The following is a 24037-nucleotide window of genomic DNA, read 5'->3' as shown; positions in this document are numbered from 1 at the left end:
CAGGCTGACTTACAGTTCGTGGTTGAGGTCGAGGGTCATGTGGATCTGGTAGCGGTCGCCCCGATACCACGAGGTGACGTGTTCAACGGGGGTGGACCCCGCCGATGACGTGCGGAGGAAGACGAGAAGGGGAACACCCACGTCGATGCCGAGTGGTTCGGCGAGTTCGGCATTCGCGGTCTCGGCCCACGCGGTCTGTTCGGCGTGATCGATGCGCAGACCGTACTCGGTGGCGAAGGTGGCGTAGAGCGAACGGGTGAGGTCCTGGCTCCCGAGGTCGGGCAGCAGGCCGGTCGGGTAGTAACCGCGTTCGAAGGCCATCGGGATGCCGCCGGCGAGCCGCAGACGCTCGACCTGCTGCACCTGCGCGCCGGCCCTCAGGCCCAGCGCCGCACGCACCTCGAGGGGTGCATCGATCAACCTGGACCCCATCACGACGGTGGCGGGCACCAGGCCGCGCCGACGCATGTCTTCGGTGAACGAGGCGAGGTGCAGGTCGCTCTGCACGCGCTCGCCGGCGACGAAGGTGCCCTTTCCCTGGATGCGGTAGAGCACGCCCTCGTCGACCAGTTGGCGGATCGCCTCCCGCACCGTTGACCGGCTCACGCCGTATTTGGTCATGAGCTTTCGTTCGGGCGGGATCGCGGCATGGGGTGCCAGTGTGGTCTCGACACGTTCGAGCAGGATGGCCCGCAACTGCACGTGCTTGGGCACGGCGCCGTTAGCGAGGACCGGGCCGTCGAGGTGTGTCACGACTTCATCACCTTTCCAGGGCGTTGGTTTTCGGGGAGCGGGCTTTCTGTGATCCAGCTGACAACCAACCGGACCACTTCCGCTTTGTGGTCCGTACTGGTACGGTCCAATTACTTGATAATGGAGGTGCGGCGGTCTGTTTGTCAAGGGCCGGCCCGCACAGGCGTCTCGTAGATGAGAGCCTTCTTGTCGACCGATCCAACCCACAGATCCGTATACATTTCCGAGGAGTAACTAATGAGTAGCAAGGCAGAGCAGATCCTGGCCGGCCTCGGCGGCGCCGGCAACGTCGTCGACATCGAGGCGTGCATCACCCGGCTGCGCACCGAAGTGACCGACCCCACGCTGGTCAACGAGCCCGCGCTCAAGGCCGCCGGTGCGCACGGCGTGTTCAGGTCCGGAACCATCGTGCAGGTCATCGTCGGCCCCGAGGCCGAAAACCTGGCCGACGACATCGAGGACCTCAGGTGAGCGTCGCCTCCCTGACCGTGCTCGCGCCCGTTCCCGGCCGCGCCGTGGAGCTCGGCCTGGTACCCGACCCCACCTTCGCCCAAGCGATCGTCGGGCCCGGCGGGGCGATCGACCCTCCCCGCGAGGTCGTCGACGCTATCGCGCCGATCAGCGGCAAGCTGCTCAAGGTGTTCCCGCACGCCTTTGTGATCGTGGCACCGGAGGGTGTCGGGGTGCTCGTGCACCTCGGTATCGACACCGTGCAGCTGAAAGGCGCGGGGTTCACCCTGCGCGCCCAGCAGGGCGACACCGTCACCGCCGGTGACGTGATCGTCAGCTATGACGTCCCCGCCATCGTGGCCGGCGGCCGCGACCCGATCGTTCCGGTGATCATCCTGGAGCGCCAGGCGGAGAACATCACCCTGGCCGACGCCGTGGCAGCCGGTCTGGAGCTCGAGGCCGGAGACACCTTCCTCACCGTCCGCGGCTGACCCTCAGCCGCCACCGACAACCCTGGAGACCCCGTCATGACACCGCTCATTTCCCGACCCGACACCGCAGAGCCCGGGCACGCGCCCGCGCTGCCGGGCGACGCCGGACCGGGCACCGAGACGCCGCTGCTTCTCGCTGCCGGCACAGTGGTCCTGCCCGACCGGGAGTACTCACCCGGCTGGGTCGAGGTGCGGGGCGGCCTGATCGTCGACTGCGGAGCCGGCGAACCACCCCGGCCCGCGGATGTCTCACTGCCGGCCGGGGTGCTCGCGCCGGGCTTCATCGACGCCCACAACCACGGTGGCGGTGGGGTCAGCTTCAACGATGCGGACACTCACGCCGTCGCCAGGCGTATCACGCGGACCCACCTGGACCACGGCACCACCACCATGATGGCCAGCCTGGTGACCGCGCCCATCGACGAGATGGAGCGCCTTGTTCGAGCGCTCGCCGAGCTGGTGCGCGACGGCCTGCTGGCCGGCATCCACCTGGAAGGCCCCTGGTTGAGCCCCGCGCACCGGGGTGCGCATGCCGAGCAGCTGTTGCTGCTGCCGGACCCGGCGGGTGTCGAGCGGCTGATGGGGGCCGGCGGCGGCGCGGTGCGTATGGTCACCATCGCCCCGGAACTGGAGGGCGGGCTGGCCGCCGTGGCGAGCATTGTGCAGCACGGCGCCGTGGCCGCCATCGGCCATACCGACGCGGACTACGACCTCGCGCAGGCGGCGATCGCGGCCGGGGCCACCGCGGGCACCCATGTCTTCAACGCCATGCGGCCGCTGCACCACCGCCAGCCGGGCGCCGCCCTGGCGCTGCTCGAGGACCCGACGGTGTTCGCCGAGCTGGTCGCCGACGGGGTGCACCTGCACCCGGCGGTCCTGCGCCTGATCACCGAGAGTCCCGCCCGCACGGTTTTCGTGTCGGATGCGATGGCCGCGGCCGGCGCCGCGGACGGCGACTACAAATTAGGGGCCCTGGATGTTCGGGTTGTCAACGGCGAGGCGCGGCTGGTCGACGGCACCATCGCCGGCAGCGTGCTCACCATCAGCCACGCGGTGCGGTACGCGGTGCTCACCGCCGGGGTGCCGCTGCCGGTCGCCATCCGGGCAGCCACCCAGAACCCCGCCGACCTGCTCGCCCTCACCGACCGCGGCCGGATCGTGCCGGGCCTGCGCGCCGACCTGGTGCTGCTCGATGTCGACCTGCACGTGCACGCGACCCTCCTCGAGGGCTCCTGGGTCTCGCGAACTGTGAGTTAAGCCCCAGAAATCTCGGATTTCAGGTGCTTTTCTCACGGTTCGCGAGGGGCGGATGGGTAGGCTCGCGAACGTGAGTGACACCTTGAGAGCGCGGCTGCGGGCCCTGCCCGACTTCCCCGACGACCTGCCCGCATTCGACCCGGCCACCGCCCCGGCCGACCCGGTGGAGCTGTTCCTCAGCTGGTTCGAGGCGGCGCTCGCCGCCGGGGTGCGTCAGCCGCACGCGTTCAGCCTCGCCACCGTCGGGGCCAGTGCCGGCTCCGGGGCCGGGGCGCCGTCGTCGCGGATGCTCATCCTCAAAGACCTCGACGACGACGGATGGCAGTTCGCCACCGCACGCACCTCCCGCAAGGGCCGCGAGCTGGCGGCCAACCCGCAGGCGGCGATGAACTTCTACTGGTCCCAGCTCGGCCGCCAGGTGCGCCTGGTCGGCCCGGTCGTCGAGCTCTCTGCCGAGGCATCCGCCCGGGACTGGGCCGCACGCCCGGCCGCCGATGCGGCACCGAACCCGGCCTGGCAGCTCTACGCGCTGCGCCCCACCGAGATCGAGTTCTGGCAGGCCAGCGCCGACCGCCGGCACATCAGACACCGCTACGACCTTCCCGGCTAGCCCGCGGGCGGCGCTCAGGGTCCGCTCAGGGTCGAGTCAGGGTTTGTCCCGATACCGCCACGCGGTGCGGAGGGCAACACTGGGGATCGACCCCAGCGCGCCCGCGCTCCGACCGTGAAGGACCGTACATGACCGCCCATACGCTCACCTCGAACCACCCGGCGCGCTCGCTCACCGCACCGCCGGCATCCGTGATCGCGTACGCCAGGGGCCTGGTCAAGACCTACGGTACCGGCGAGACCGAGGTGCGCGCCCTGGACGGCATCGACGTGGACTTCGCCCGGGGCGAACTGACCGCGATCATGGGCCCGTCGGGGTCGGGGAAGTCGTCGCTGATGCACTGCATGGCGGGGTTGGACACCGTCACCGCCGGCACCGTGATCGTAGACGACATGAACGTGGGACGCATGTCGCAGCGGCAGCTGACGGCGCTTCGCCGCACCCGGCTCGGCTTTATCTTCCAGTCGTTCAACCTGATTCCCACCCTCACCGCCGCCGAGAACATCACCCTGCCGCTGGACATCGCCCGGCGCCCGGTGGACCGGGCGCATTTCGCCGCGATCGTCGCGGCGGTCGGGCTCGAGGACCGCCTGCACCACCGACCCAGCGAACTTTCCGGCGGCCAGCAGCAGCGGGTGGCCTGCGCCCGAGCCCTGGTGGCCCGGCCGGCCGTGGTGTTCGCCGACGAGCCCACCGGCAACCTCGACTCGAAATCAGCCGGTGACCTGTTGCGGTTCCTGCGCGGGTCGGTCGACGACCTCGGTCAGACGGTCGTGATGGTGACCCACGACGCCCGGGCGGCGGCCTACGCCCACCGGGTCCTGTTCCTCGCCGACGGCCGACTCGTGCAGGAACTCACCGACCCCACCCAGGCGTCGGTGCTCGACGTCATGCGGTCGATGGGCGACGAGACCGAGACCGAGCACGAGCACGACGGCGCCCGGCGATGACCCGGGTCGCGTTGCGCGGCATCCGCGCCCACCTGGTGCGCTTTCTGTTGTCGCTGCTGGCGGTGACCCTCGGGGTCGCCTTCGTGGCGGGCACCCTGTCGCTTCGCACCATGATGGGCTCCACCTTCTCCGGCATCGTGGCCAGCTCGATGCAAGCGGATGTCTACGTGCGCGGCAGCGAGCCCGCCGCCAGTGCCGCCCAGGCCGGCAGCTCGGCCGGTGACGTGCGCGAGGCCATCCCGGCCGATCTCGCCCGGACCCTCAACACCGTCGACGGTGTGCGGCACGCCCTGCCCGCGGTCTCCGGGCCCATCGTGCTCGTCGGCGCGGACGGCACGGCCGTGGTGAGCTCGCAGGCCCCCACCTTCGGGATGGCTCTCCACCCCGACGACGACACCCTCGACATCGTCGCCGGGCGTTCACCCGTCGGCGCTGGGGAGATCGCGCTGGAATCGGCGACCCTCGAGTCGTCGGGCCTGACCGTCGGCGATGAGACCTCGGTGGTGCTCGCCGGTGAGGTCCAGGCCGTGTCGGTCGTGGGAGAGGTGTCGCTCGGGGCGCCGATGGCCGGCGCCACCATCGTCTTCCTCGACGTCGCCACCTCCAACGCCGCCTATGCGCCCGAAGGCCTGGTGGCGAGTGTCGACGTCTACGGGGACACCGGGGTGGACGAGCAGATCCTGGTCGAGAGGGTCGGCGCGGCCCTGGCCGCCGCCGATGCGGCCGGCGTCGAGACCGTCACCGGCACCGCTATGCGCACCGAGGCCACGGCAGACATCAACGACATGCTCGGCTTCGTGCAGACGTTCATGCTGGTTTTCGCCGGGATCTCCCTGTTCGTGGGCGCGTTCATCATCTCCAATACCTTCGCGATGTCGGTGCAGCAGCGGATGCGCGAGTTCGCGCTCCTGCGCGCCGTCGGCGCCTCGCCCGGTCAGGTGTTCGCCTCCATCCTCATCCAGGCCGCGGTGGTGGGCCTGGTCGGCTCCGCGCTCGGCATTGCCGCCGGCCTCGGCCTGGTGTCGCTCGTGCGGATGGCGGTCGCCCAGATCGGCATGAACCTGTCCGGCAGCATCCCGCTCGACCCCGCCACCGTGGTGATCTCGCTACTGGTGGGCACCCTGGTGAGCATCGCGGCGGCGGCGCTGCCGGCCCGCCGGGCGGCGCTCACCCCTCCGGTGGAGGCCATGCGCGAGGCCGGCGGCGCCAGGTCCAGGTCGCTTCGGCTGCGGTCCATCGTCGGATCCGTTCTCACCGTCGCCGGCCTGGCCGGACTGGTCGCCGCCTGGTCCAGGCCCGACCCCGACGGTCCGGCACTGCTGGGCCTCGGTGCCGCCGGTGTGGTGGTCGGGGTGCTGGTCCTGGCCCCGGTGATCGCCCGGTATTCGCTGAGCGCTATGGCCGCGGTCTTCGTCGTGGCGGTCAAACCGCTGGGCCGGCTGGCCCGCGGCAACGTGATCCGCAACCCGCGCCGCACCGCGAACACCGCGGGGGCGCTCATGATCGGCATGGCCCTGGTGGGCGCGGCCTCGGTGCTCGCCGCGTCGGCGACGGTCTCGACCCGAGCGATCGTGGACGACGGCTGGATCGCGGACTTCTCGGTGCAGTCTGCCGCAGGGGTGGTGCCGACGGGTGTGGTGGCCGACCTGCGCGCCCTGGACACAGTGGACTCCGTCGACGAGCTGCGCTACGGCCCGGCGATGCTGGCCCCCGCAGCTGGTGGCACCGTCGCCGAGCGGTCCATCATCGTGGTGGCGCTGCCGCCCGCCGCGCTCGGGCACACCCTCGACTTCGACGCCGTCGAGGGCACGCTGGCGGGCTTCGCGGCGGGGCAGCTTGCCGTTCAGCGCAGCGTGGCCGACGACCGCGGGTGGACGGTGGGCGACGACGTGACCTTCACGACGGCGGCCGGCGAGGCATCCGCTCCGATCGGCGCCATTGTCGACACCGCCGTGATCGGCGCCCCGATCATCATGCCCGACGACGCCTTCGAACGCATCGTGCCGTCGTCGCAGATCGCGATCGATTCGTTGCTGATCACCTCGGCCGCGTCCGCCACGCCGGCGGAGGTGCGCGACGACCTGACCGGGGCGGCCGCGCCTTACGTCGTACTCTCGGTGCTCGACAAGGAGGAGTTCGCCGGCCAGCTGGCCGGGCAGGTCGACCAGATCCTCGGCATCCTCTACGCGATGCTGGCGCTGTCGATCATCATCGCGATCCTCGGCATCGTGAACACCCTGGCGCTGTCGGTGATCGAGCGCACCCGGGAGATCGGGCTCATGCGCGCGGTGGGGCTGGGGCGGATGCAATTGGCCGGGATCATCACCATCGAATCGATCCTCACGGCCCTGTTCGGCACCGTCCTGGGCATGGCCGTCGGGGTGGGCATTGCGTCGCTGATGCCCGCGGTGTTCACCGGGATCGGGCTCACCGAGCTCGCCATCCCCTGGGGCCAGCTCGCGTCGATGCTCGGGGTTGCCGCCCTGGTCGGCGTGCTGGCCGCGCTCTGGCCGGCGATCCACGCGGCGCGGTTGCCCGTGCTGCAGGCCGTGTCGGCGGACTGACCGCGTCAGACGCAGGCGAGCCGTGAGCTAAGCCCCAAAAATCTCAGGTTTTCGGGGCTTTGCTCACGGCTCGCCAGAGGGGCGCCGGGGTTACAGCGTGATCAAGCCCGAGGTGGTGTCGCGCGCCTTGGTGAAGCGGGCGGAGACGTTCTCCCAGTCGGTGACGGTCCAGAACGCCTTGACGTAGTCGGCGCGCACGTTCTGGTAGTCGAGGTAGTAGGCGTGCTCCCAGACGTCGAGCATGAGCAGCGGGACGATGCCGGCGGGCAGGTTGCCCTGCTGGTCATAGAGCTGCACGATGATGGGCTGCTGACCCAGGGTGTCCCAGGCGAGGATCGACCAGCCGGAGCCCTGAACGCCCATGGCCACGGCGGTGAAGTGAGCCTGGAACTTCTCGAACGAACCGAAGGTGTCGTCGATCGCGGCAGCGAGCTCGCCGGTGGGCTTGTCGCCACCGTTCGGGGACATGTTGGTCCAGAAGATGGAGTGGTTGACGTGGCCGCCGAGGTTGAAGGAAAGGTCCTTCTGAAGCTTGTTGACGAAGGTGAGGTTGCCTGATTCGCGGGCCTCAGCGAGCTGGTCGAGTGCGGCGTTGGCGCCGGTCACATAGGCCTGGTGGTGCTTGCTGTGGTGGAGCTCCATAATGCGCCCGCTGATGGCGGGCTCGAGGGCGGCATAGTCATAGGTCAGCGTGGGAAGCGTATATGCGGTCATTTGTTTACGATATCGTCTCAAGTGCACTTGAGATCAAGGAGAAGGCCCACTGTCAGAGCACTTGTCCAGCAAGGATCTCCTGCCGATCGGGCAGATTGCCGCCCGCGCCGGAGTCCCGGTCTCCACCGTGCGCTACTACGAAACGCTGGGGCTGATCCCCGCGCTGCGCTCCAGCGGCAACGTGCGCCTCTTCCCGCGGCACGTGCTGAGGCGCATCGCCCTCATCCAGGTTTCGGTGCGCTACGGGATCTCGCTGGCCGAGGTCGCCGTGATCCTCAAGGACCTGCCGGACAGCCGCCCACCGAGCCGGGCCGAGTGGGGCACCATTTCCGCCACCTGGGGGGAGCACCTGGCCAGGCAGCAAGCCGTGCTCGAGCGGATGCAGGCCGAACTCACCGGCTGCATCGGCTGCGGTTGCCTGTCGCAAACCCGGTGCGCCGTCGTGAACTCCGATGACCGCCTGCGCACCGACGGTGCCGGCCCGCGCCGGGTGCTCGACGTGCCGGAAGCCGCCGGAACGGAATAATTTCGACCGTTGTGCGTTGCTCTGGGTAACCGACGGAAAGGAGCCAGGATGAAGGTACGTAACGCACTGGGTTCGATGAAGAAGATGCAGGGTTCACAGACGGTGCGGCGCCATGGGCGCACATTCGTCATCAACAAGTTGAACCCCCGATTCAAGGCTCGCCAGGGTTAGTCCCGTCGACTGCGGTGCGCGGGTCCGGCCGATCCGTGCAGCCGCTCGAGTGGCGAGTTGGCATTTCCAGCCCATAACGAATGACCCCGGCAGCGCCGGGGTCATTCTGCGTATCCGGCCAGCGCGAGGCTGACCGCGCCGGTTGCCTAGAGCAGCGTCATCACGTCGCGGGCCGCCGTCATCAGCAGCGGAGCGTAGGACTCGAGCGTCTCCCTGGCTACCAGGGGGGCGATGGTCGTGATGCCGATGCCGCCGATGAGGTGCTGCTGGGTGTCGAACACCGGAACCGCCATGCAGCGGATGTGCTCCTCGTTTTCCTGGTCGTCGATGGAGAAGCCGCGGTTGCGCACCAGCGCACCGTCGGCGAGCAGATCGGCAACGGTTGTGATGGTGAACGCGGTGCGGGAGTGCAGACCGGTGCGGGTCGCGTAATTGCGCACCTCGCTCTCGGGGAGGTGCGCCAGGATCGACTTGCCGATCGCGGTCGAATGCAGCGGAATCTGGCCGCCGACCCGCGAAGCGATCTGAATGGGCTGGGCGGTGTCCTCGATCTTCTCCACATAGGTGGCGAAGTCCCCGGTGCGCAGCGCGAAGTGGATGGTGCTGCGCACGTCGGTCTGCAGCTGCCGGAGTCTGGCTCCCACCAGGTCGGAGTCGTTGGGGCCGGCGGTGAGCTTGAGCGCGAGGAGGCGCAGCGAGCGACCGGGCGCGTAGCTGCCGTCGGGGCGACGGGTGACGTACCCGCTGTCGATCAGCTCGCTCAGCAAGCGGAACACGCTGGTCTTGGCCAGGCCGGTTTCCTTCACCAAGTCGCTGAGCCGGTGGGAGTCGCCCGGGTTGGACACGGCCTCAAGTACCCGCAGCAGCTTCTGTGCCGCATTGTCCTTGGCCCGGTTGCCAAGCCCGTCGAGCTCAGGCGCGTTCGTGGCCTCGATCTCGTTCGCCACCGTCATGTGTCCCACCTCTGTTCTCAAGTTCTGCCCTGCGGACCATTTAACCACGATTGCGGAATCTCGCTGGCATCCCACCGCGCCCCGAGCCGGATTCGATGCCGTCAGACCCTTGACAACGCGACAAACGCCTGTTTCGGACGCGTCGTTCCGGTCTGACGTCGATTCCTCGGCCGCCCAAGTTGCGAAAAGGAATCGCACGGGGTTATGTTGGGTTCACGTGACGGACTCTAGTTCCATCACGCGGAACAGATTCAGAATAGATCTGGCTGATTCTCACAGTGGAGGAACTCATGCAGGGAACTGCGCACGAACCTGGGTCGGCAAGCGAGAGCGCTCTCCCGCTGCCGAGCGGCATCCGAATGGTGACAGGGGCAGGCTCGTTGCCGGCCGTCGAAGTCGCTCTTCCTGCGGCCACCGCGCTGGTCTACCTGCACGGCGCACACGTCGCCCAGTGGACCCCCACCGGCCAGAAACCGGTGCTGTGGATGAGCGGACACAGCGCATACTCATCCTCCGCGGCCCTTCGCGGCGGCATTCCGGTGTGCTTCCCCTGGTTCGGCCCGAATCCCACCGACGCCACGGCACCCAACCACGGTTGGGCACGTATTTCGCCCTGGACCCTCACCGCTGCAGCCATCGTCGGCCCCGATGCCGTGCTCACCTTCGACCTGGCCGGTACGCAGCCCGATGAGGCCGGCACTGCCCAGCCGGTGTCGCTGCGATACACCGTTACCATCGGCGCCCAGCTCACTCTCGAGCTCGTGGTTTTCAACGAGGGAACCGCCACAGTTTCGGTGGAGACCGCACTCCACACCTATTTCGCCGTCGGCGACGCCCGCACGACTCAGCTCCTCGGGCTCACTGACCTGCCCTACCTCGACCGCAGCGTCACCCCGGCCGTCACGTCGAGTTCGGCCCTGCCCGTCTCCGTCGTCGGCGCCGAGATCGACCGGATCTACCCGATGCCCCGCACCGTCACCATCGACGACGTCACCAATGCACGCACCATCACGGTCGGCGACACCGATGCCGCCCAGACCGTCGTCTGGAACCCCGGCACCGTCAAGGCCGCCGCGATGGGCGACTACGGCGACGACGAATGGACCGAGACCGTCTGCGTCGAGGCCTGCAACGTGCGCGACCAGGCCGCCATCCTCGCCCCGGGCCAGAGCACCAGCATGAGCGTCAGCATCGCTGTCGCACCCCACCCGCAACACACCGAACAGCACCACGAAGGACAGCTCGTCATGGAACGACTCACCAGCGCCATCCACCCGGTTCAGACCCTGCCCACCCGCGCCATCCAGTTCGGCGAGGGCAACTTCCTGCGCGGATTCGTGGACTGGCAGCTGCAGCAGATGAACAAGCAGGGGCTGTTCAACGGTGGCGTCAAGATCGTGCAGCCCCTGGCCGGCGGCCTCGTCGCCATGCTCGAGGAGCAGGACGGCCTGTACACGGTGCTGCTGGAAGGCAAGCAGGACGGCGAAGAAGTGCAGTCCCACGAGGTGATCACTCTGGTCAACGGCACCGTCAACCCGTACACCGACTACGACGCCTACCTCGCCCTCGCCGAAGACGACGACATCGAGTTCATCTTCTCCAACACCACCGAGTCCGGCATTGTCTACAACGCAGAAGACAAGCCGGCCGACACGCCCCACGCCAGCTTCCCCGGCAAGCTCACCGCGCTCTTGTTCCGCCGGTTCGAGCTCGGCAAGAAGGGCTTCCAGCTGATTCCGTGCGAGCTCATCGAGCGCAACGGCGACAAACTCAAGGAAACCGTTCTCGCAACCGCCGCGAACTGGGGCCTCAGCGCCGACTTCATCCAGTGGGTCAACACCGACAACACCTTCTACTCCAGCCTGGTCGACCGGATCGTCCCCGGCTACCCCAAGGACCGCGCCGAGGAACTCTGCGCCGAGTTCGGCTTCGAAGACCGCCTCATCGTCAAGGCCGAACCGTTCCTGCTCTGGGTCATCGAGGGCCCGCAGTCACTCACCGAGACCCTGCCGCTGGCCCGGGCCGGCCTCAACGTCACCGTGACCGACGACATGACCCCGTACCGCGAACGCAAGGTGTTCCTGCTCAACGCCCCGCACACCACGATGGCCTCCCTCGCCCGCCTCGCCGGCGTTGAGACCGTGCGCGACGTGATGCTCGATGCCGACTTCGGCCCGCTCGTCGAAGCGGTGATGTACGAGGAGATCATGCCCGTGCTCGACCTGCCGCACGACGAACTCGCCGCATACGCCGAGTCGGTGAAGGAGCGCTTCGAGAACCCGTTCATGCACCACGAGCTCTCCGCAATCGCCCTGAACAGCGCCTCCAAGTTCAAGAGCCGCCTGCTGCCGGTCCTCACCGGCTTCCACACCAAGAACGGCACCTTCCCGCCCCGCGTCACGCTCGCGCTTTCCGCCATCCTGCTCGCCTACAGCGGCGACCCGGCCGTCACGATCACCCCGGTCGACAGCGCTGAGACCATCGCGGCCTTCCACGCCGCCTACGCCACGGATGCTTACGTCGCCACGATCCTGGCCGACACCACCCTGTGGGGCACCGACCTCACCGAGCTCGACGGCCTCGTCGACCAGGTCGCTGCCGGCCTCGACGCCCTGCGCGACCGCGGCGTGCGCGCCACCATCGCCGACCTCGCCGTCCGCGCCTAACCCCCGACCGACCCCAGACAAAGGACCGCAGATCATGCTCCTCAACGACGACTTCCTGCTCGGCACCGACATGGCGAAGAAGCTGTTTCACAATCACGCCAAGCACATGCCGATCATCGATTTCCACTGCCATCTGAACCCCCAGGAGATCTACGAAGACCAGAACTTCGCCAGCATCACCGAGGTGTGGTTGAAAGGCGACCACTACAAATGGCGCCTGATGCGTGCCAACGGCGTGCCGGAGAACCTCATCACCGGCGACGGCGACGACTTCGACAAGTTCTACGCGTGGGCCGGTACCGTCGAAAAGGCTCTCGGCAACCCGCTCTACGTGTGGACCCACCTCGAACTCAAGCGCTTTTTCAACATCGACCTGGTCCTCAGCCGCGAAACCGCCCGCGAGGTCTACGACCGCGCCAACGCCCTGCTGGCCACGGCCGGGTTCTCCCGCCGCAGCCTGATCCGGTCCAGCAACGTCACGGCCATCTGCACCACGGATGACCCCGCAGACGACCTGCACTTCCACAAACTGCTCCAGAGCGAGACGGCCTTCACCGTCGTCCCCGCGTTCCGCCCGGACAAGGCCATGAACATCCACGCCGCCGGTTTCGCGGACTACCTGGTCACCCTCGGCACGGCCGCCGGGGTCAAGATCGGCTCCTTCGCCGACATCGTCGACGCCCTGTCGGCCCGGGTCGACTTCTTCCACTCCATGGGCGCCCGGCTCTCCGACCACGCCCTGGACACCGTCGTATATGCGGAGTCGACCGAAGCCGAGCTCGACGTCATCGTCACGACGGCCAGGACCGGCGGCACGCTCACCGACCTCGGCATCGCCCAGTACCGCACCGCGGTGCTCAAGGCGCTGATGCGCATGTACCACCGCAAGAACTGGACCATGCAGCTGCACCTGCACGCCCTGCGCAACACCAACACCGTGATGCTGGGCAAGCTCGGCCCGGACACCGGCTACGACGGCCTCAACGACCGCAGTGTCGCCGAGCCGCTCGCCGCGTTGTTCGACTCGATGGAACTCGAAGACGCCATCCCGCGCACAATGCTCTACTCCCTGAACCCCAACGACTACATGCCGCTCGTCACGCTGATGGGCGCCTACCAGAAGGACACCGTTCAGAAGATGCAGCTGGGCAGCGCCTGGTGGCACAACGACACCCGCAACGGCATGCGGCTGCAGCTGTCCACCTTCGCCGACGAGAGCCTGCTCTCCAACTTCGTCGGCATGCTCACCGACTCCCGCAGCTTCCTGTCCTACCCGCGGCACGAGTACTTCCGTCGCATCCTCTGCGAGCTGATTGGCGAATGGGTCGAACTCGGCGAGGTCCCCGACGACGAGGCCATCCTCGGCCGGATGGTCGAAGACATCTGCTTCAACAACGCGAACAACTACTTCGGTCTGTAACCAGGCCACTCCCCGATATCCGTTCAAATCGAAAGTGTGTATGTGAGTCATGGCAATTCAAACTGGTATTGAAGCTGGGGAATCAGCCCCAGCTGCTCCTCAGCCCGGCACCGCCACCATCGAGCGCATCTCCACCAAGGAGAAGGTCTCTTATGGGTTCGGCGACTTCGGCAACGGCTTCATGTTCGACCTGGGCCAGTCGTACCTGACCAAGTTCTGGATCGACACCGCCGGCATTGCCGCGGGCGTCGTGGCCCTCATCTTCTCGCTCGCCAAGATCTTCGACGCGTTCATGGACCCGATCGCGGCGGCCTACATCGACAGCCGCAAGTTCGGCAAGCGCGGCAAGTTCCGCCCGGTGATGATGGTCTCCTCGATCCTCCTCGGCGTGATGACCGTGGTCACCTTCACGATGCCCGACGTCAGCATGGGCTGGAAGATCGCCTACGCGGCCGGCACCTACGCCATCTGGGGCCTCATCTACTCCTTCACCAACGACCCTTACGGGTCGCTGGCCTCGGTGATGACCCGCAACATCAAGGACCGCGCCCAGCTGGCCACCACCCGCCAGGCCGGTTCGCTCGGTGCTCAGTGGATCTGCGGCTTCGCCTTCATCCCGATCATGATGGTGTTCGGCGGCATGACCGGCGCCAACTACATGTGGGCGTCCGCGGTGTTCGCCCTCATCGGCATCATCTCCTTCTACATCTGCTACCGCGGCACCAAGGAACGCGTCTACGTCAACCGCGCCGTGGGCTTCGAGCAGAACGGCATGAAGGACTACGCCAAGGCGATCTTCACCAACCGGCCGCTGCTCGGCCTGGTGCTGATGACCCTGTTCACGATCTCCGCCATGAATGTGAACAACATGATGATGATCTTCTTCGCCGAATACAACCTCGGCAACATCGCCCTGCAACCGGTGCTGAACCTGGTCATGATCGGCGCCTCCATCGTAGGCATCATGTTCGTGCCCCGCCTGGTCGGCCGATTCGGCAAGAAGCGCACCGCCATGGGCGGATTCATCATCGGTGTGATCGCCAACGGCCTGAACTTCATGATCCCCACCAACCTGTGGACCTTCATGCTGCTGGTGACCATCGGCTACATGGCCCTGGCCATCCCGAACGCCGTCACCTGGGCGTTCGTCTCCGACACCATCGACTACGGCGAATGGCACACCGGAGTGCGCAAGGAGACCATGACCTACGCGGCCTTCAACTTCTCCCGCAAGATCGCCCAGTCCATTGCCGCCCTCGTGGGCGCCGGGATGCTCGCAGTAACCGGCTACATCGCCCAGGGCGCCAGCCAGTCGGAGGAAACCCTCTTCGGTATCAAGGCCGTGATGACCCTCTACCCGGCCGTCGCCCTCGCCCTGGCCGCCGTGATCGTCTACTTCCTCTACAACCTGTCCGACGACAAGTACACCGCCATCGCCCACGACCTCGAAGCAGGCCGCTGGGAAAAGGGAATCATCGGCCAGGCGTAAGCCCGACCGTCTCGCTTATCTAAGGACTCATTTCATGTCACACATCGACAGCATCACCACCGGCACTTCCGTGCTGGTCATGGCCGAGGGCGACGACGTCGCGGTCGCCCTCCGAGACCTCCAGCCAGGGGAGACCCTCCCCGTCGGCGACGGTCTCCTCACCGTCACCACGCTCATCCCGAGCGGCCACAAGGTCGCCCTCACCGACCTCGATGTCGGCGCCACCGTGCACAAGTACGGCCAGTCGATCGGGGTTGCCACGGCGCCGATCAGCCGGGGCGAGCAGGTGCACAGCCACAACATCGGCATGGACCTCGCTGCCCGCACCCACGAATTCGGCACCGTGCACACCGAGCTGCCGGCCCCGACGGCCCGCCGAACCTTCGACGGTTACCGCCGGGCCGACGGCCGGGCCGGTACGCGTAACTACATCGCGATCCTCACCACGGTCAACTGCTCCGGAACCACTGCCAAGCTCATCGCCGACAGATTCCGCGGTGGCGCGTTGGACGGGTTCGAGAACGTCGACGGCGTCATCGCCCTCACCCACCAGAGCGGCTGCGGCCTCGTGCTGGAAAGCGAAGGCGCCCAGGTGCTGCTCCGCACGCTCAACGGTTATGCCAGCCATCCCAACATCGCGGGCGTCCTGATGCTCAGCCTCGGCTGCGAGATGACCCCGACCAGCCTGGTCCTCGCCGAGGGAGCCCTGCCCAGCGACACCGTGGTGGAGTCCCTGTCGATCCAGGAGACCGGCGGCATGCGCAACACCGTCGCCGCCGGCGTCGAGAAGATCCTGGCCCTGGCCGAACAGATCAATAACCGCCACCGCGAACCCATCGACATCTCCGAGCTGGTGCTGGGCCTGAACTGCGGCGGCTCCGACGGTTACTCCGGCATCACGGCCAACCCGGCCCTGGGCTGGGCGTCGGATGTGCTCGTGGCGCACGGCGGAACATCCGTTCTCGCCGAGACCCCGGAGATCTATGGCGCCGAGCACCTGCTCACCGCCCGCGCCACCACCCCCGCGGTCGGTCACAAGCTGATCGACCGGATCGACTGGTGGGAAACCTACATCCACGCCAACGGCGGCACCATGGACAACAACCCCTCCCCGGGCAACAAGGCCGGCGGTATCAGCACCATTCTGGAGAAGTCGCTGGGCGCCGTTGCCAAGGCCGGCCACGCCGATCTCGCCGCCGTGTACGAGTACGCGGAACCGATCGACACCCGCGGCCTGGGCTTCATGGACACCCCCGGGTACGACCCGGTCTCGGTCACCGGCCTGGTCGCCGGCGGGGCCACCGTCGTGGTCTTCACCACCGGCCGCGGCTCGGTCTTCGGCTGCAAGCCCACCCCGAGCATCAAGGTGGGCACCAATACGGAACTGTTCCTGCGCCAGGGCGACGACATCGACATCGACGCCGGCCGGATCGCCGACGGCAACGCCACCGTAGACGAGGTCGGCGCCGAGATCCTCGAGATGATCATCGCCGTCGCCAGCGGCACCCAGACCGTCAGCGAAGAATTCGACGTGGGCCAGGAAGAGTTCGTGCCGTGGCACATCGGGGCCGTGACCTAATGGGTGCCTCAGCGCCAACCGTGGTCTGCTTCGGCGAGACGATGGGCATGTTCACGCCCACCAGCTCGGTGCCGTTGAACACCGCGACCGGTTTCACCCTGGGCACCGGCGGTGCCGAATCGAACGTCGCCATGCACCTGGCCGAACTCGGCCACGCCGTGGCGTGGGCCAGCGCCGTGGGCACCGACCCGGTCGGCACCAAGATCATCGACGCCCTCGGCGCCGCCGGCGTCGACACCCGGTGGGTCGGCCGCACCGCCGACGCACCAACCGGGCTCTACCTCAAGGAGCCCGACACCGGCAGCGGAGCACACGTGTTCTACTACCGCCAAGGCTCGGCGGCATCCACGCTGAAGATCGCGGATGCCGCCGGCTGGCCCCTGGCCGGCGCCCGGTGGATCCACACCACCGGGATCACCCCCGCGTTGTCGGACAGCTGCTCCGCTCTTGTGGAACACGTGCTCGACCACGCCGCGGACTGGGGGGCGTCGGTCTCGTTCGACATCAACTTCCGCCCCGGTATCTGGTCGGTTCTGGATGCCGCGCCGCGGCTGCTCGCCCTGGCCGAGAAGGCAACCGTCGTGCTCGTCGGACTCGATGAAGCCGCCGTGCTGTGGGGCTGTGCCACCGCGGCCGACGTGCGGGCCCTGCTGCCCCGGCTGCCGTATCTGGTGGTGAAGGATTCCTCGATCGATGCCACCGAATTCGCCCTCGCCGCGGACGGCACCGACACCGTCACGGTGGTGCCGGCCCGCAAGGTCGACGTCGTCGAACCCGTCGGCGCGGGCGACGCCTTCGCCGCCGGCTACCTGTCCAGCCTGCTCTCTGCGGAACCCTCCGCGGAGCGCCTGGAGCGCGGTCACTCCCGCGCCGCCTGGGCGCTGGGCAGCCGCCAGGACTTCCGCCCGGGACTCGGCCAGCGGATGTCGGCCGACGAACCGTCCGCGCCAGCCACCCACGACCGTACGTTCGACCTCAGGAGAGAACCCGCATGACCTCGTTCACCAGCACCACCACCACCCAGCCGCTTGGCGCCACCCAGTGGTTCCCCGGCGACTTCTTCCGAGTCCCCGTCATCGCGGTCTTCCGCGGGCTGTCGGCCGCCGAAGCCGTACGCCTGTCGGTGCGCGCCTGGGACGCCGGGGTTGAACACGTCGAAATCCCGATCCAGACCCTCGACGCCGTCCCCGTGCTGCAGGCCGTCGCCGACGCTGCTGCCGAACGAGGCCTCGTGATCGGCGCCGGCACCGTGACCACGATCGACCAGCTCGACGCTGCGACGAACGTGGGCGTCGCGTTCACGGTCTCGCCCGGCCTCGACCCGGCCATCGTGGCCGAAAGCGTGCGCCGCGGCATCCCGCACCTGCCGGGCATCGCCACGGCCACCGAAATCCTGCAGGCCCGCGCCCTGGGTCTCACCTGGGTGAAGGCGTTCCCCGCGTCCCTGCTCGGAGCGGCCTGGGTCAAGGCCCAGAAGGGTCCGTACCCGGACACCAACTTCATCGCCACCGGCGGCGTCACCGCCCTGAACGCGCCGGAATTCCTGGCCGCGGGCACCAGCGTGGTCGGCCTCTCCGGCGCTTTCGCCGACGACGCCCAGCTCGACCTTGTGCGCGCCCTGATCGCCGGCACCCGCAAATAACAATTCGCATCACCCGGGCCCCGCGACCGCACGGTCGCGGGGCCCGTTCCGGTCGCCAGGGACCAAAGTCACGGCCGGCCGGGCGGTAGGCTGAGCGGAGATCTGAGGGAGAGTCACGTGTGGGTGAGCTGGCGTGACAGAACGCATCGCGGCGACGGGGACCGATGGCTGATCTGGGCCGTTTTTGTGCTTGTGGCGGCGTACACGCTCGGACTGCTTCTGCACGGTACGGGCCCCAGCCCCCTCGTTGACATCTGGTTGGGCGAGCTCACCCAATGGGTGCCCGTCGCGGTCTTCTGGGTGGCCGTTGTGCGCACGGGCTTCACCCGCGGCGACGTGCTCTTCGCCACGCTCGCGGTGACGTTCAATGCCGCCGCCGACACTTACTACGTGCTCGCTATGGATGCGGGCGGCGAACTGCCGTTCCCGTCCCCGGCCGATTTCGGGTATCTGCTGTTTTACCCGCTGATGCTCGTCGCCCTCGTGGCTCTTGTCCGCAGACAGATGCGCGGCCTGGCCTGGTCCGTCCTACTGGATAGCGCGGTCGGGGCCCTCGGCGCTGCCGCGGTCCTCGCTGCCGTCCTCGGCCCGGTGCTCACCGAGGCGGCCGATGAGTCCGCCATCCTGGCCACAGCCGTCGCGGTTGCTTACCCGGTCTTCGACCTGCTCCTCGTCGCCGCGATCGCCGGCATCGCCGCCGCCCCGGGCTTGCACATCGGCCCGCGCTGGGCGTTTCTGGTCGGCGGCCTCGTCGTCTTCGCCGGCGCCGACGTGGTCTATGCGCTGCTTGAGGTGAGCGGCACCTACATCGTCGGCGTTCCGCTCGATGCCGCGTGGGCGCTCGGTCTCGCCCTGATGGCGGTGTGGGTCGACGCGACCGACCGCCCTCAACGCGGCACCGTCGTGGGCGACCGAAAGACCCCGGCCCTGTTCGTTCCCGCGGTGGCCGTCGCCGCCGGACTGGGCGTACTCATCCTCGGCACGCAGGTCGTCCAGCCGGTTGCCGCGGTCATCCTGGCCAGCCTCACCGTGTCCCTGGCCGCGATCCCGCTGGTATTCCGGCAACGGCTGCTGCGCCGGCAGGCCCGGACCGACGACCTGACCGGGCTGCCCAACCGGCGGGCGCTGTACACGGATGCGCCCGCGCTGCTCACCCTCAGTCGCACACCCTCCCGTCAACGGCACAGTGCGCTCCTGCTACTCGACCTCGACAGGTTCAAGGAAGTCAACGACAGCCTCGGACACGACGTCGGCGACAGGCTGCTGGTGCTGGTGAGCGGCCGCCTGGCGGCAGCGCTGCCGCCGGGAGCCAGGCTGGCCCGGCTCGGCGGCGACGAATTCGCCATCCTGCTCGCTGATGCCGGCGAGGCCGAGGCCACCGTCGTGGCGTTAGGCCTTCGGGACGCGCTCGCCCAAACCTTCGCCCTCGAGGGGCTGGCCGTGCAGACCAGTGTCAGCATCGGCATCGCGTTGTTCCCCGAGCAGGGCCGCGACCTCAGCGATCTGCTGCGCCGTGCCGACATGGCGATGTACAAGGCCAAGTCCGGCCGGCACGGCCACCACGTGTACCAGTCCGAAGATGACAGTCACGGCGACACCAGGCTGCGCACCCTGCAAGACCTGCGCCTGGGCCTTACCGACGACCAACTCGTGGTGTACTACCAGCCCAAGATCGGCCTGCAAAACGGTGAGGTCACCGGTGTCGAGGCACTCGTGCGCTGGCAGCATCCGACCCGCGGGCTGCTGCTGCCCGAGGACTTCCTCGACCTCGTCGAGGAATCGGGGCTGATGCACACACTCACCCGGATCGTGCTGACCAAGGCTCTCGATCAAGCCGTGCTTTGGCACGCTGGTGGCCACGCCCTGACCATCGCGGTCAACATCTCGGCCAGCTCCCTCGTCAACGTCGAGTTCCCGGAGGAGGTCGTGCGCATGGTCAACGCACGACGGCTGCCGGCGTCGGCGTTGATGCTGGAGGTCACCGAAGACTTCTTGATGAGCGACCGGGACCGGGCTAGGGACGTGCTCACCCGGCTGCGGGAAGCCGGAATCCAGATCGCGGTCGACGACTTCGGCACCGGCTACAGCTCGCTCTCCTACCTGCGCGACCTGCCCATCGACGAGCTCAAGTTGGACAGGTCATTCGTGTTGCCGATGACCCATGACGCCCGCGCGGCCTCGCTGGTGGCGTCCACCATCGAGCTGGCGCACAGCCTGGGCCTGCGAATGGTTGCCGAGGGTGTCGAGAGCAGTGTGGCGTACGACGAGCTGGCCCGATACGGCTGCGATCATGCGCAAGGCTTCTTCATGTCGCGGCCGATTCCGGCCCTGGAACTGGACGAGTGGTTAGCGACTCGCCACGATCTGGAACCGGGCGCCGTGAACTGAATCCGGCTCCTGCCGTGACGATCGGCGGGCTGGACGCGTCTTAGTCATGAACCTGGCAAGCCGAGTACCGGCTTCGACCCTTCGCCAGCAAGGAGCTTTCATGACCGACGTCCAGAACCCCGTCACCAGTTATCACACCGGCGGCTTCCCGCTGCAGCAGCAGGACCAGCCCGGCCTCACCACGGCGACCGTGCCGCGCCCCGACCACGGCGAAGACACCTATGTCGGCACCGGGAAGCTCGTGGGCAAGCGGGCGTTGATCACCGGTGGTGACTCGGGGATCGGCCGTGCCGTCGCGATCGCCTTCGCCAGGGAGGGTGCCGACGTGGCCATCTCCTACCTTCCCGAAGAGCAGGAAGACGCCGAAGACACCGCGTCGCTCGTGCGGGCTGCCGGCCGCACCGCGGTGCTGCTGGCCGGCGACATCCGCAACGAACAGCACTGCATCGACATTGTGGAGCACACCACGGCTCAGCTCGGCGGTCTCGACGTTCTCGTGCTGAACGCCGCGTACCAGGAGAACCGCAACGGTCTGGAGACGCTCTCGACCAAGGAGTTCGACAGGGTCTTCAAAACCAACCTCTACGCGACGCTGTGGATCGCCCGTGCCGCGATCCCGCACCTCAATGCGGGGTCGTCGATCATCACGACCACGTCCATCCAGGCGTCCAGCCCGTCACCGGAACTGATCGACTACGCGATGACCAAGGCGGCGCTGGTCGCGTTCACCCAGGCCCTCGCCCAGCAGCTGGGATCCACCGGGGTGCGAGTCAACGCCGTAGCACCCGGGCCGATCTGGACCCCGCTGATCCCCGCGACCTCGTGGCCGGAGAAACTGCCCACTTTCGGTCAGGACACACCGCTGGGCCGGGCCGGGCAGCCCGCCGAGCTGGCGTCGGCGTACGTCTACCTGGCGTCGACGGACTCGTCGTACACGTCCGGTGCCGTGCTGCCGGTCACCGGCGGACGCGCGTTCTAACCCGAGCGCGAACGCAGCGACAGCAGGCGGCGGCATCTCGGATGCGCCGCCCGCTGTCTGTGCTCGTCGGTCGACCGGATCAGACGACGTCGGATCGGGCCTGGGTGTTACCCAGCGCCCGGTCCTTCAAGACCGCGTACTCGCCCTGGCTGATCGCTCCGGAGTCGAGGAGCTGCTTGGCCTGGGCGATGTCCTGCGCGGGATTGCTGCCGGCGACACTTCTGATGTACTCGTCGGTACTCGCCCTCTCCTGCATCCCGGCGCTGACCTGGCGCTCCGCCATACCGCGGCCGCGTGCGATGACGTACACGAGCACGGTCAGTATGGGCACGAAGACCATGAACAGCAGCCATGCCGCCTTCGCCCATCCGTTCAGGGTTCGATCCCGGAACACGTCGATGATCACAGCGAACAGTGCGAATAGGTAGGACACGAACACGAATGTCCAAAAGAAGAATCCGATGAAATCCCAAAAATTAGACCAGAAACTCATGGTCGGCACCTTTCCCTGTAACGTCTGGCCGAGGCCCTGCCGCCGCATGGGGCAGCGTGTCACAGTCCTTGGCTGGTAATCACGTTAATCACACAGGGCGGTTCTGGATCACCCGGAATGGGTGAGAAGGGCACCGCGTCAACCTGGGTTGGGGGAGGCTGTGGACGGCTAGGCTGAGCGTCAACAGTGCGTCCTCTCCCTCGAGAAGACCTCCGGCGGGTTTTGACACATCGGAACCGACTGTTGGGGAGGGGGACGCAGTGACGGCAATCGAACTGACGGTCGATGACCGGCTGGCGTGGGTCGAGCGCCAGTACTGGATCGACAAGGATGTCGCGCTCGCTGCAGCCGAAGACTGGCTGGCGGAGTTGGGAGCAGGCGAGCACGGTGCGCTGAGCCGGCGCCTCGAGGTGCAGATCGCCTCGATCATGACCCGCAGGGGAGATCCGAGCCAGGGAGCCACCGATGTGCAGCGCATTCTGCGCTGGGCAGAGCGGCACGGCGAGCTCACCCTGCAGTCCCGCTGCCACGACGTTCTCGGATCGGTATTCGAGATGGTGGGCGACCGGGCCCTGGCCCTGGAACACGCCGTCGCCACGAACGACCTTCTGAGCGAGTCCGAGAGCCCCCTGATGCGGGCCGCCGCCCGCCTGACCCTGGCCGACGCCCTCGGCTCCACCGGATCGTTCGACGAGGCACGCCGCCGCTACAACGAGGCACTTCGTCTGGTCATCGACGACCCTGAAACCAGCATCCGCTACATGATCTTGAACAACCTCGCCTTCACGGAGTACCTGGCCGGCAATCAGGACGACGCACTCGTCGCTGTCGAGAGCCTGCTCGCGCTGTCCGAACTCAACAACCGCCCGATCGGCATGTACGCCCGCGACACTATCGCCAGGGTTTACCTCTCTGCCGGACGGCTGGAGGAAGCCGAAGCGACCCTGGTGGCGGCCATCGAGGCCAAGCCGGTCGACTTCCACCCCGACAGCATCGCCGCCGCCCAGGTCACCCTGGCCGAGACCTGTCGCAGGCGGGGTCATCTGGATGAGGCCCAGGCCGTCGTCGACCAGTGTCGGGAGCTCACCCGGGAGAACGGGCTCGTGCGCTGGGCCACCGAGCTCATGCGCGAGCAGGCGGAGATCTACGCCGAACGAGAGGATTTTCGGGCGGCGTTCCAGGCCTACCGCAGTTACCACGAACAGTCCATCGCTCTCGGCGCCAGCGAGAACGAGGCGCGCGGACGCATCCTCGAGGCGATGTTCCAGACCGCTGAGTCCCGCCGGGAAAGCGAGCGCTACCGCGAGATGGCCGAACGCGACCCGTTGACAGAGCTGCGCAATCGTCGGTTCGTCGACGAGCACCTCAGCAACCTGTTGTCCCTCCTCCGCGAGGGTGGCGCACCCATCGCCATCGCGATGATCGACGTCGACCATTTCAAGCGCATCAATGACACGCTTTCGCACGAGGTCGGTGACGACGTGCTGCGGACGCTCGGCCGCATTCTGACGCAGGCTGTCGCGTCGGTTCCCGGGGCGATCGCGGCGCGTCTGGGCGGGGAAGAATTCCTTCTCATTCTGCCCGCCCACGACGCGGCCGCCGCGGGCGCACTGTGTGAAAAGGTGCGGCTGGATGTGGCCGGTCACGATTGGTCGCCCATCGACGCCGGCTTGCGGGTCACCGTGAGTCTGGGCGTCGCGCTCGCCCCGGACGATGCGGCCACGAGCTCGTCGCTGTTGCGGGCCGCCGATGTGCGCATGTACGTGGCCAAGCGGGACGGCCGCAACCGCGTGGTGCACGCCGGCGCCTGACCCATTTCGCCCAAGTGGTCGGCGGCCGAGCGTTACAGGCCTTGCGCCAGGCGGTAGTACGCCTGGTTCCATCGGACCTCGCGGGAGAAGTCCCGCAGGGTGGTGGTTTCATCGATCACGAGGAGCTCGGT

At 67.7% G+C, this 24037-nt stretch carries 21 protein-coding genes; 17 read left to right on the top strand and 4 right to left on the bottom strand.

Annotated elements, in window-relative coordinates; translation table 11 throughout:
- Nucleotides 1–9: 9 nt before the first annotated feature.
- A complete protein-coding gene (locus C3B61_RS14370) occupies nt 10–753 on the bottom strand; it encodes a GntR family transcriptional regulator (RefSeq protein ID WP_103461302.1) in 744 nt (247 codons plus the stop codon).
- Between the two features lie 237 nt (nt 754–990).
- On the opposite strand from C3B61_RS14370, the gene C3B61_RS14365 reads away from it, so the two are divergent.
- The 6 genes from C3B61_RS14365 to C3B61_RS14340 all read left to right on the top strand — a co-directional run bounded on the left by C3B61_RS14365 (nt 991) and on the right by C3B61_RS14340 (nt 7075).
- A complete protein-coding gene (locus C3B61_RS14365) occupies nt 991–1224 on the top strand; it encodes a PTS sugar transporter subunit IIB (RefSeq protein WP_103430187.1) in 234 nt (77 codons plus the stop codon).
- A complete protein-coding gene (locus tag C3B61_RS14360) occupies nt 1221–1694 on the top strand; it encodes a PTS sugar transporter subunit IIA (RefSeq protein ID WP_103461301.1) in 474 nt (157 codons plus the stop codon). The genes C3B61_RS14365 and C3B61_RS14360 overlap by 4 nt, the downstream gene beginning before the upstream one ends.
- A 36-nt stretch (nt 1695–1730) precedes the next feature.
- Nucleotides 1731–2951 carry an N-acetylglucosamine-6-phosphate deacetylase gene (nagA, locus tag C3B61_RS14355; RefSeq protein ID WP_103461300.1) on the top strand — a complete coding sequence of 407 codons (1221 nt, stop codon included), beginning with the start codon at nt 1731–1733 and terminating at the stop codon, nt 2949–2951.
- A 70-nt stretch (nt 2952–3021) separates the two neighbouring features.
- A complete protein-coding gene (locus C3B61_RS14350) occupies nt 3022–3561 on the top strand; it encodes a pyridoxamine 5'-phosphate oxidase family protein (RefSeq protein WP_103461350.1) in 540 nt (179 codons plus the stop codon).
- A gap of 128 nt (nt 3562–3689) precedes the next feature.
- A complete protein-coding gene (locus tag C3B61_RS14345; protein WP_103461299.1) occupies nt 3690–4511 on the top strand; it encodes an ABC transporter ATP-binding protein in 822 nt (273 codons plus the stop codon).
- Entirely contained in the window at nt 4508–7075 is a 2568-nt protein-coding gene (locus tag C3B61_RS14340; RefSeq protein ID WP_103461298.1) for an ABC transporter permease, read from the top strand. Before C3B61_RS14345 ends, C3B61_RS14340 begins: the two co-directional genes overlap by 4 nt.
- 90 nt (nt 7076–7165) lie before the next feature.
- On the opposite strand, the gene C3B61_RS14335 is transcribed toward C3B61_RS14340, so the two are convergent.
- Nucleotides 7166–7789, bottom strand: a complete 624-nt coding sequence (locus C3B61_RS14335; RefSeq protein WP_103461297.1) for a superoxide dismutase — start codon at nt 7787–7789, stop codon at nt 7166–7168.
- A gap of 61 nt (nt 7790–7850) precedes the next feature.
- Here C3B61_RS14335 and soxR point away from each other — a divergent pair, with 61 nt between their 5' ends.
- Both soxR and C3B61_RS14325 read left to right on the top strand, forming a co-directional pair.
- Entirely contained in the window at nt 7851–8315 is a 465-nt protein-coding gene (gene soxR, locus C3B61_RS14330) for a redox-sensitive transcriptional activator SoxR (RefSeq protein WP_103461296.1), read from the top strand.
- 48 nt (nt 8316–8363) lie between these two features.
- Nucleotides 8364–8486 carry a ribosomal protein bL36 gene (locus tag C3B61_RS14325; RefSeq protein WP_103461295.1) on the top strand — a complete coding sequence of 41 codons (123 nt, stop codon included), beginning with the start codon at nt 8364–8366 and terminating at the stop codon, nt 8484–8486.
- A gap of 146 nt (nt 8487–8632) precedes the next feature.
- Here the strand turns inward: C3B61_RS14325 and C3B61_RS14320 are convergent, their stop codons facing one another.
- Entirely contained in the window at nt 8633–9439 is an 807-nt protein-coding gene (locus C3B61_RS14320; RefSeq protein ID WP_103461294.1) for an IclR family transcriptional regulator, read from the bottom strand.
- Between the two features lie 290 nt (nt 9440–9729).
- Between C3B61_RS14320 and C3B61_RS14315 the strand changes: the two genes are divergently transcribed.
- The 8 genes from C3B61_RS14315 to C3B61_RS14280 all read left to right on the top strand — a co-directional run bounded on the left by C3B61_RS14315 (nt 9730) and on the right by C3B61_RS14280 (nt 21602).
- Nucleotides 9730–12105, top strand: coding sequence for a tagaturonate reductase (locus tag C3B61_RS14315; RefSeq protein WP_133160307.1), 2376 nt, complete (start codon nt 9730–9732; stop codon nt 12103–12105).
- Nucleotides 12106–12139: 34 nt separating this feature from the next.
- A complete protein-coding gene (gene uxaC / locus C3B61_RS14310; RefSeq protein ID WP_103461292.1) occupies nt 12140–13525 on the top strand; it encodes a glucuronate isomerase in 1386 nt (461 codons plus the stop codon).
- A 49-nt stretch (nt 13526–13574) separates the two neighbouring features.
- A complete protein-coding gene (locus tag C3B61_RS14305) occupies nt 13575–15014 on the top strand; it encodes a glycoside-pentoside-hexuronide (GPH):cation symporter (protein WP_088457275.1) in 1440 nt (479 codons plus the stop codon).
- Nucleotides 15015–15048: 34 nt separating this feature from the next.
- Nucleotides 15049–16593, top strand: a complete 1545-nt coding sequence (locus tag C3B61_RS14300; protein ID WP_103461291.1) for a UxaA family hydrolase — start codon at nt 15049–15051, stop codon at nt 16591–16593.
- Nucleotides 16593–17588, top strand: coding sequence for a sugar kinase (locus tag C3B61_RS14295; RefSeq protein ID WP_103461290.1), 996 nt, complete (start codon nt 16593–16595; stop codon nt 17586–17588). Before C3B61_RS14300 ends, C3B61_RS14295 begins: the two co-directional genes overlap by 1 nt.
- Nucleotides 17585–18235 carry a bifunctional 4-hydroxy-2-oxoglutarate aldolase/2-dehydro-3-deoxy-phosphogluconate aldolase gene (locus tag C3B61_RS14290; protein ID WP_103461289.1) on the top strand — a complete coding sequence of 217 codons (651 nt, stop codon included), beginning with the start codon at nt 17585–17587 and terminating at the stop codon, nt 18233–18235. Before C3B61_RS14295 ends, C3B61_RS14290 begins: the two co-directional genes overlap by 4 nt.
- Nucleotides 18236–18358: 123 nt before the next feature.
- Nucleotides 18359–20623 carry a putative bifunctional diguanylate cyclase/phosphodiesterase gene (locus tag C3B61_RS14285; protein ID WP_133160306.1) on the top strand — a complete coding sequence of 755 codons (2265 nt, stop codon included), beginning with the start codon at nt 18359–18361 and terminating at the stop codon, nt 20621–20623.
- A 100-nt stretch (nt 20624–20723) separates the two neighbouring features.
- The gene (locus C3B61_RS14280) at nt 20724–21602 is read left to right on the top strand and encodes an SDR family oxidoreductase (RefSeq protein WP_103461287.1); all 879 of its coding nucleotides are present in this window, start codon (nt 20724–20726) and stop codon (nt 21600–21602) included.
- A gap of 79 nt (nt 21603–21681) precedes the next feature.
- Here the strand turns inward: C3B61_RS14280 and C3B61_RS14275 are convergent, their stop codons facing one another.
- On the bottom strand, nt 21682–22095 hold the full coding sequence (locus C3B61_RS14275; protein WP_088458119.1) for a PLDc N-terminal domain-containing protein: 414 nt from the start codon (nt 22093–22095) through the stop codon (nt 21682–21684).
- Between the two features lie 260 nt (nt 22096–22355).
- Between C3B61_RS14275 and C3B61_RS14270 the strand changes: the two genes are divergently transcribed.
- Nucleotides 22356–23906, top strand: coding sequence for a GGDEF domain-containing protein (locus tag C3B61_RS14270; protein ID WP_103461286.1), 1551 nt, complete (start codon nt 22356–22358; stop codon nt 23904–23906).
- Nucleotides 23907–24037: the final 131 nt, after the last annotated feature.

The organism is Cryobacterium zongtaii, assembly GCF_002909375.1.
GTDB classification, from domain to species: domain Bacteria; phylum Actinomycetota; class Actinomycetes; order Actinomycetales; family Microbacteriaceae; genus Cryobacterium; species Cryobacterium zongtaii.
Note: the sequence above shows the minus strand (reverse complement) of the source record. Positions and strands in the feature narration are given on the sequence as shown.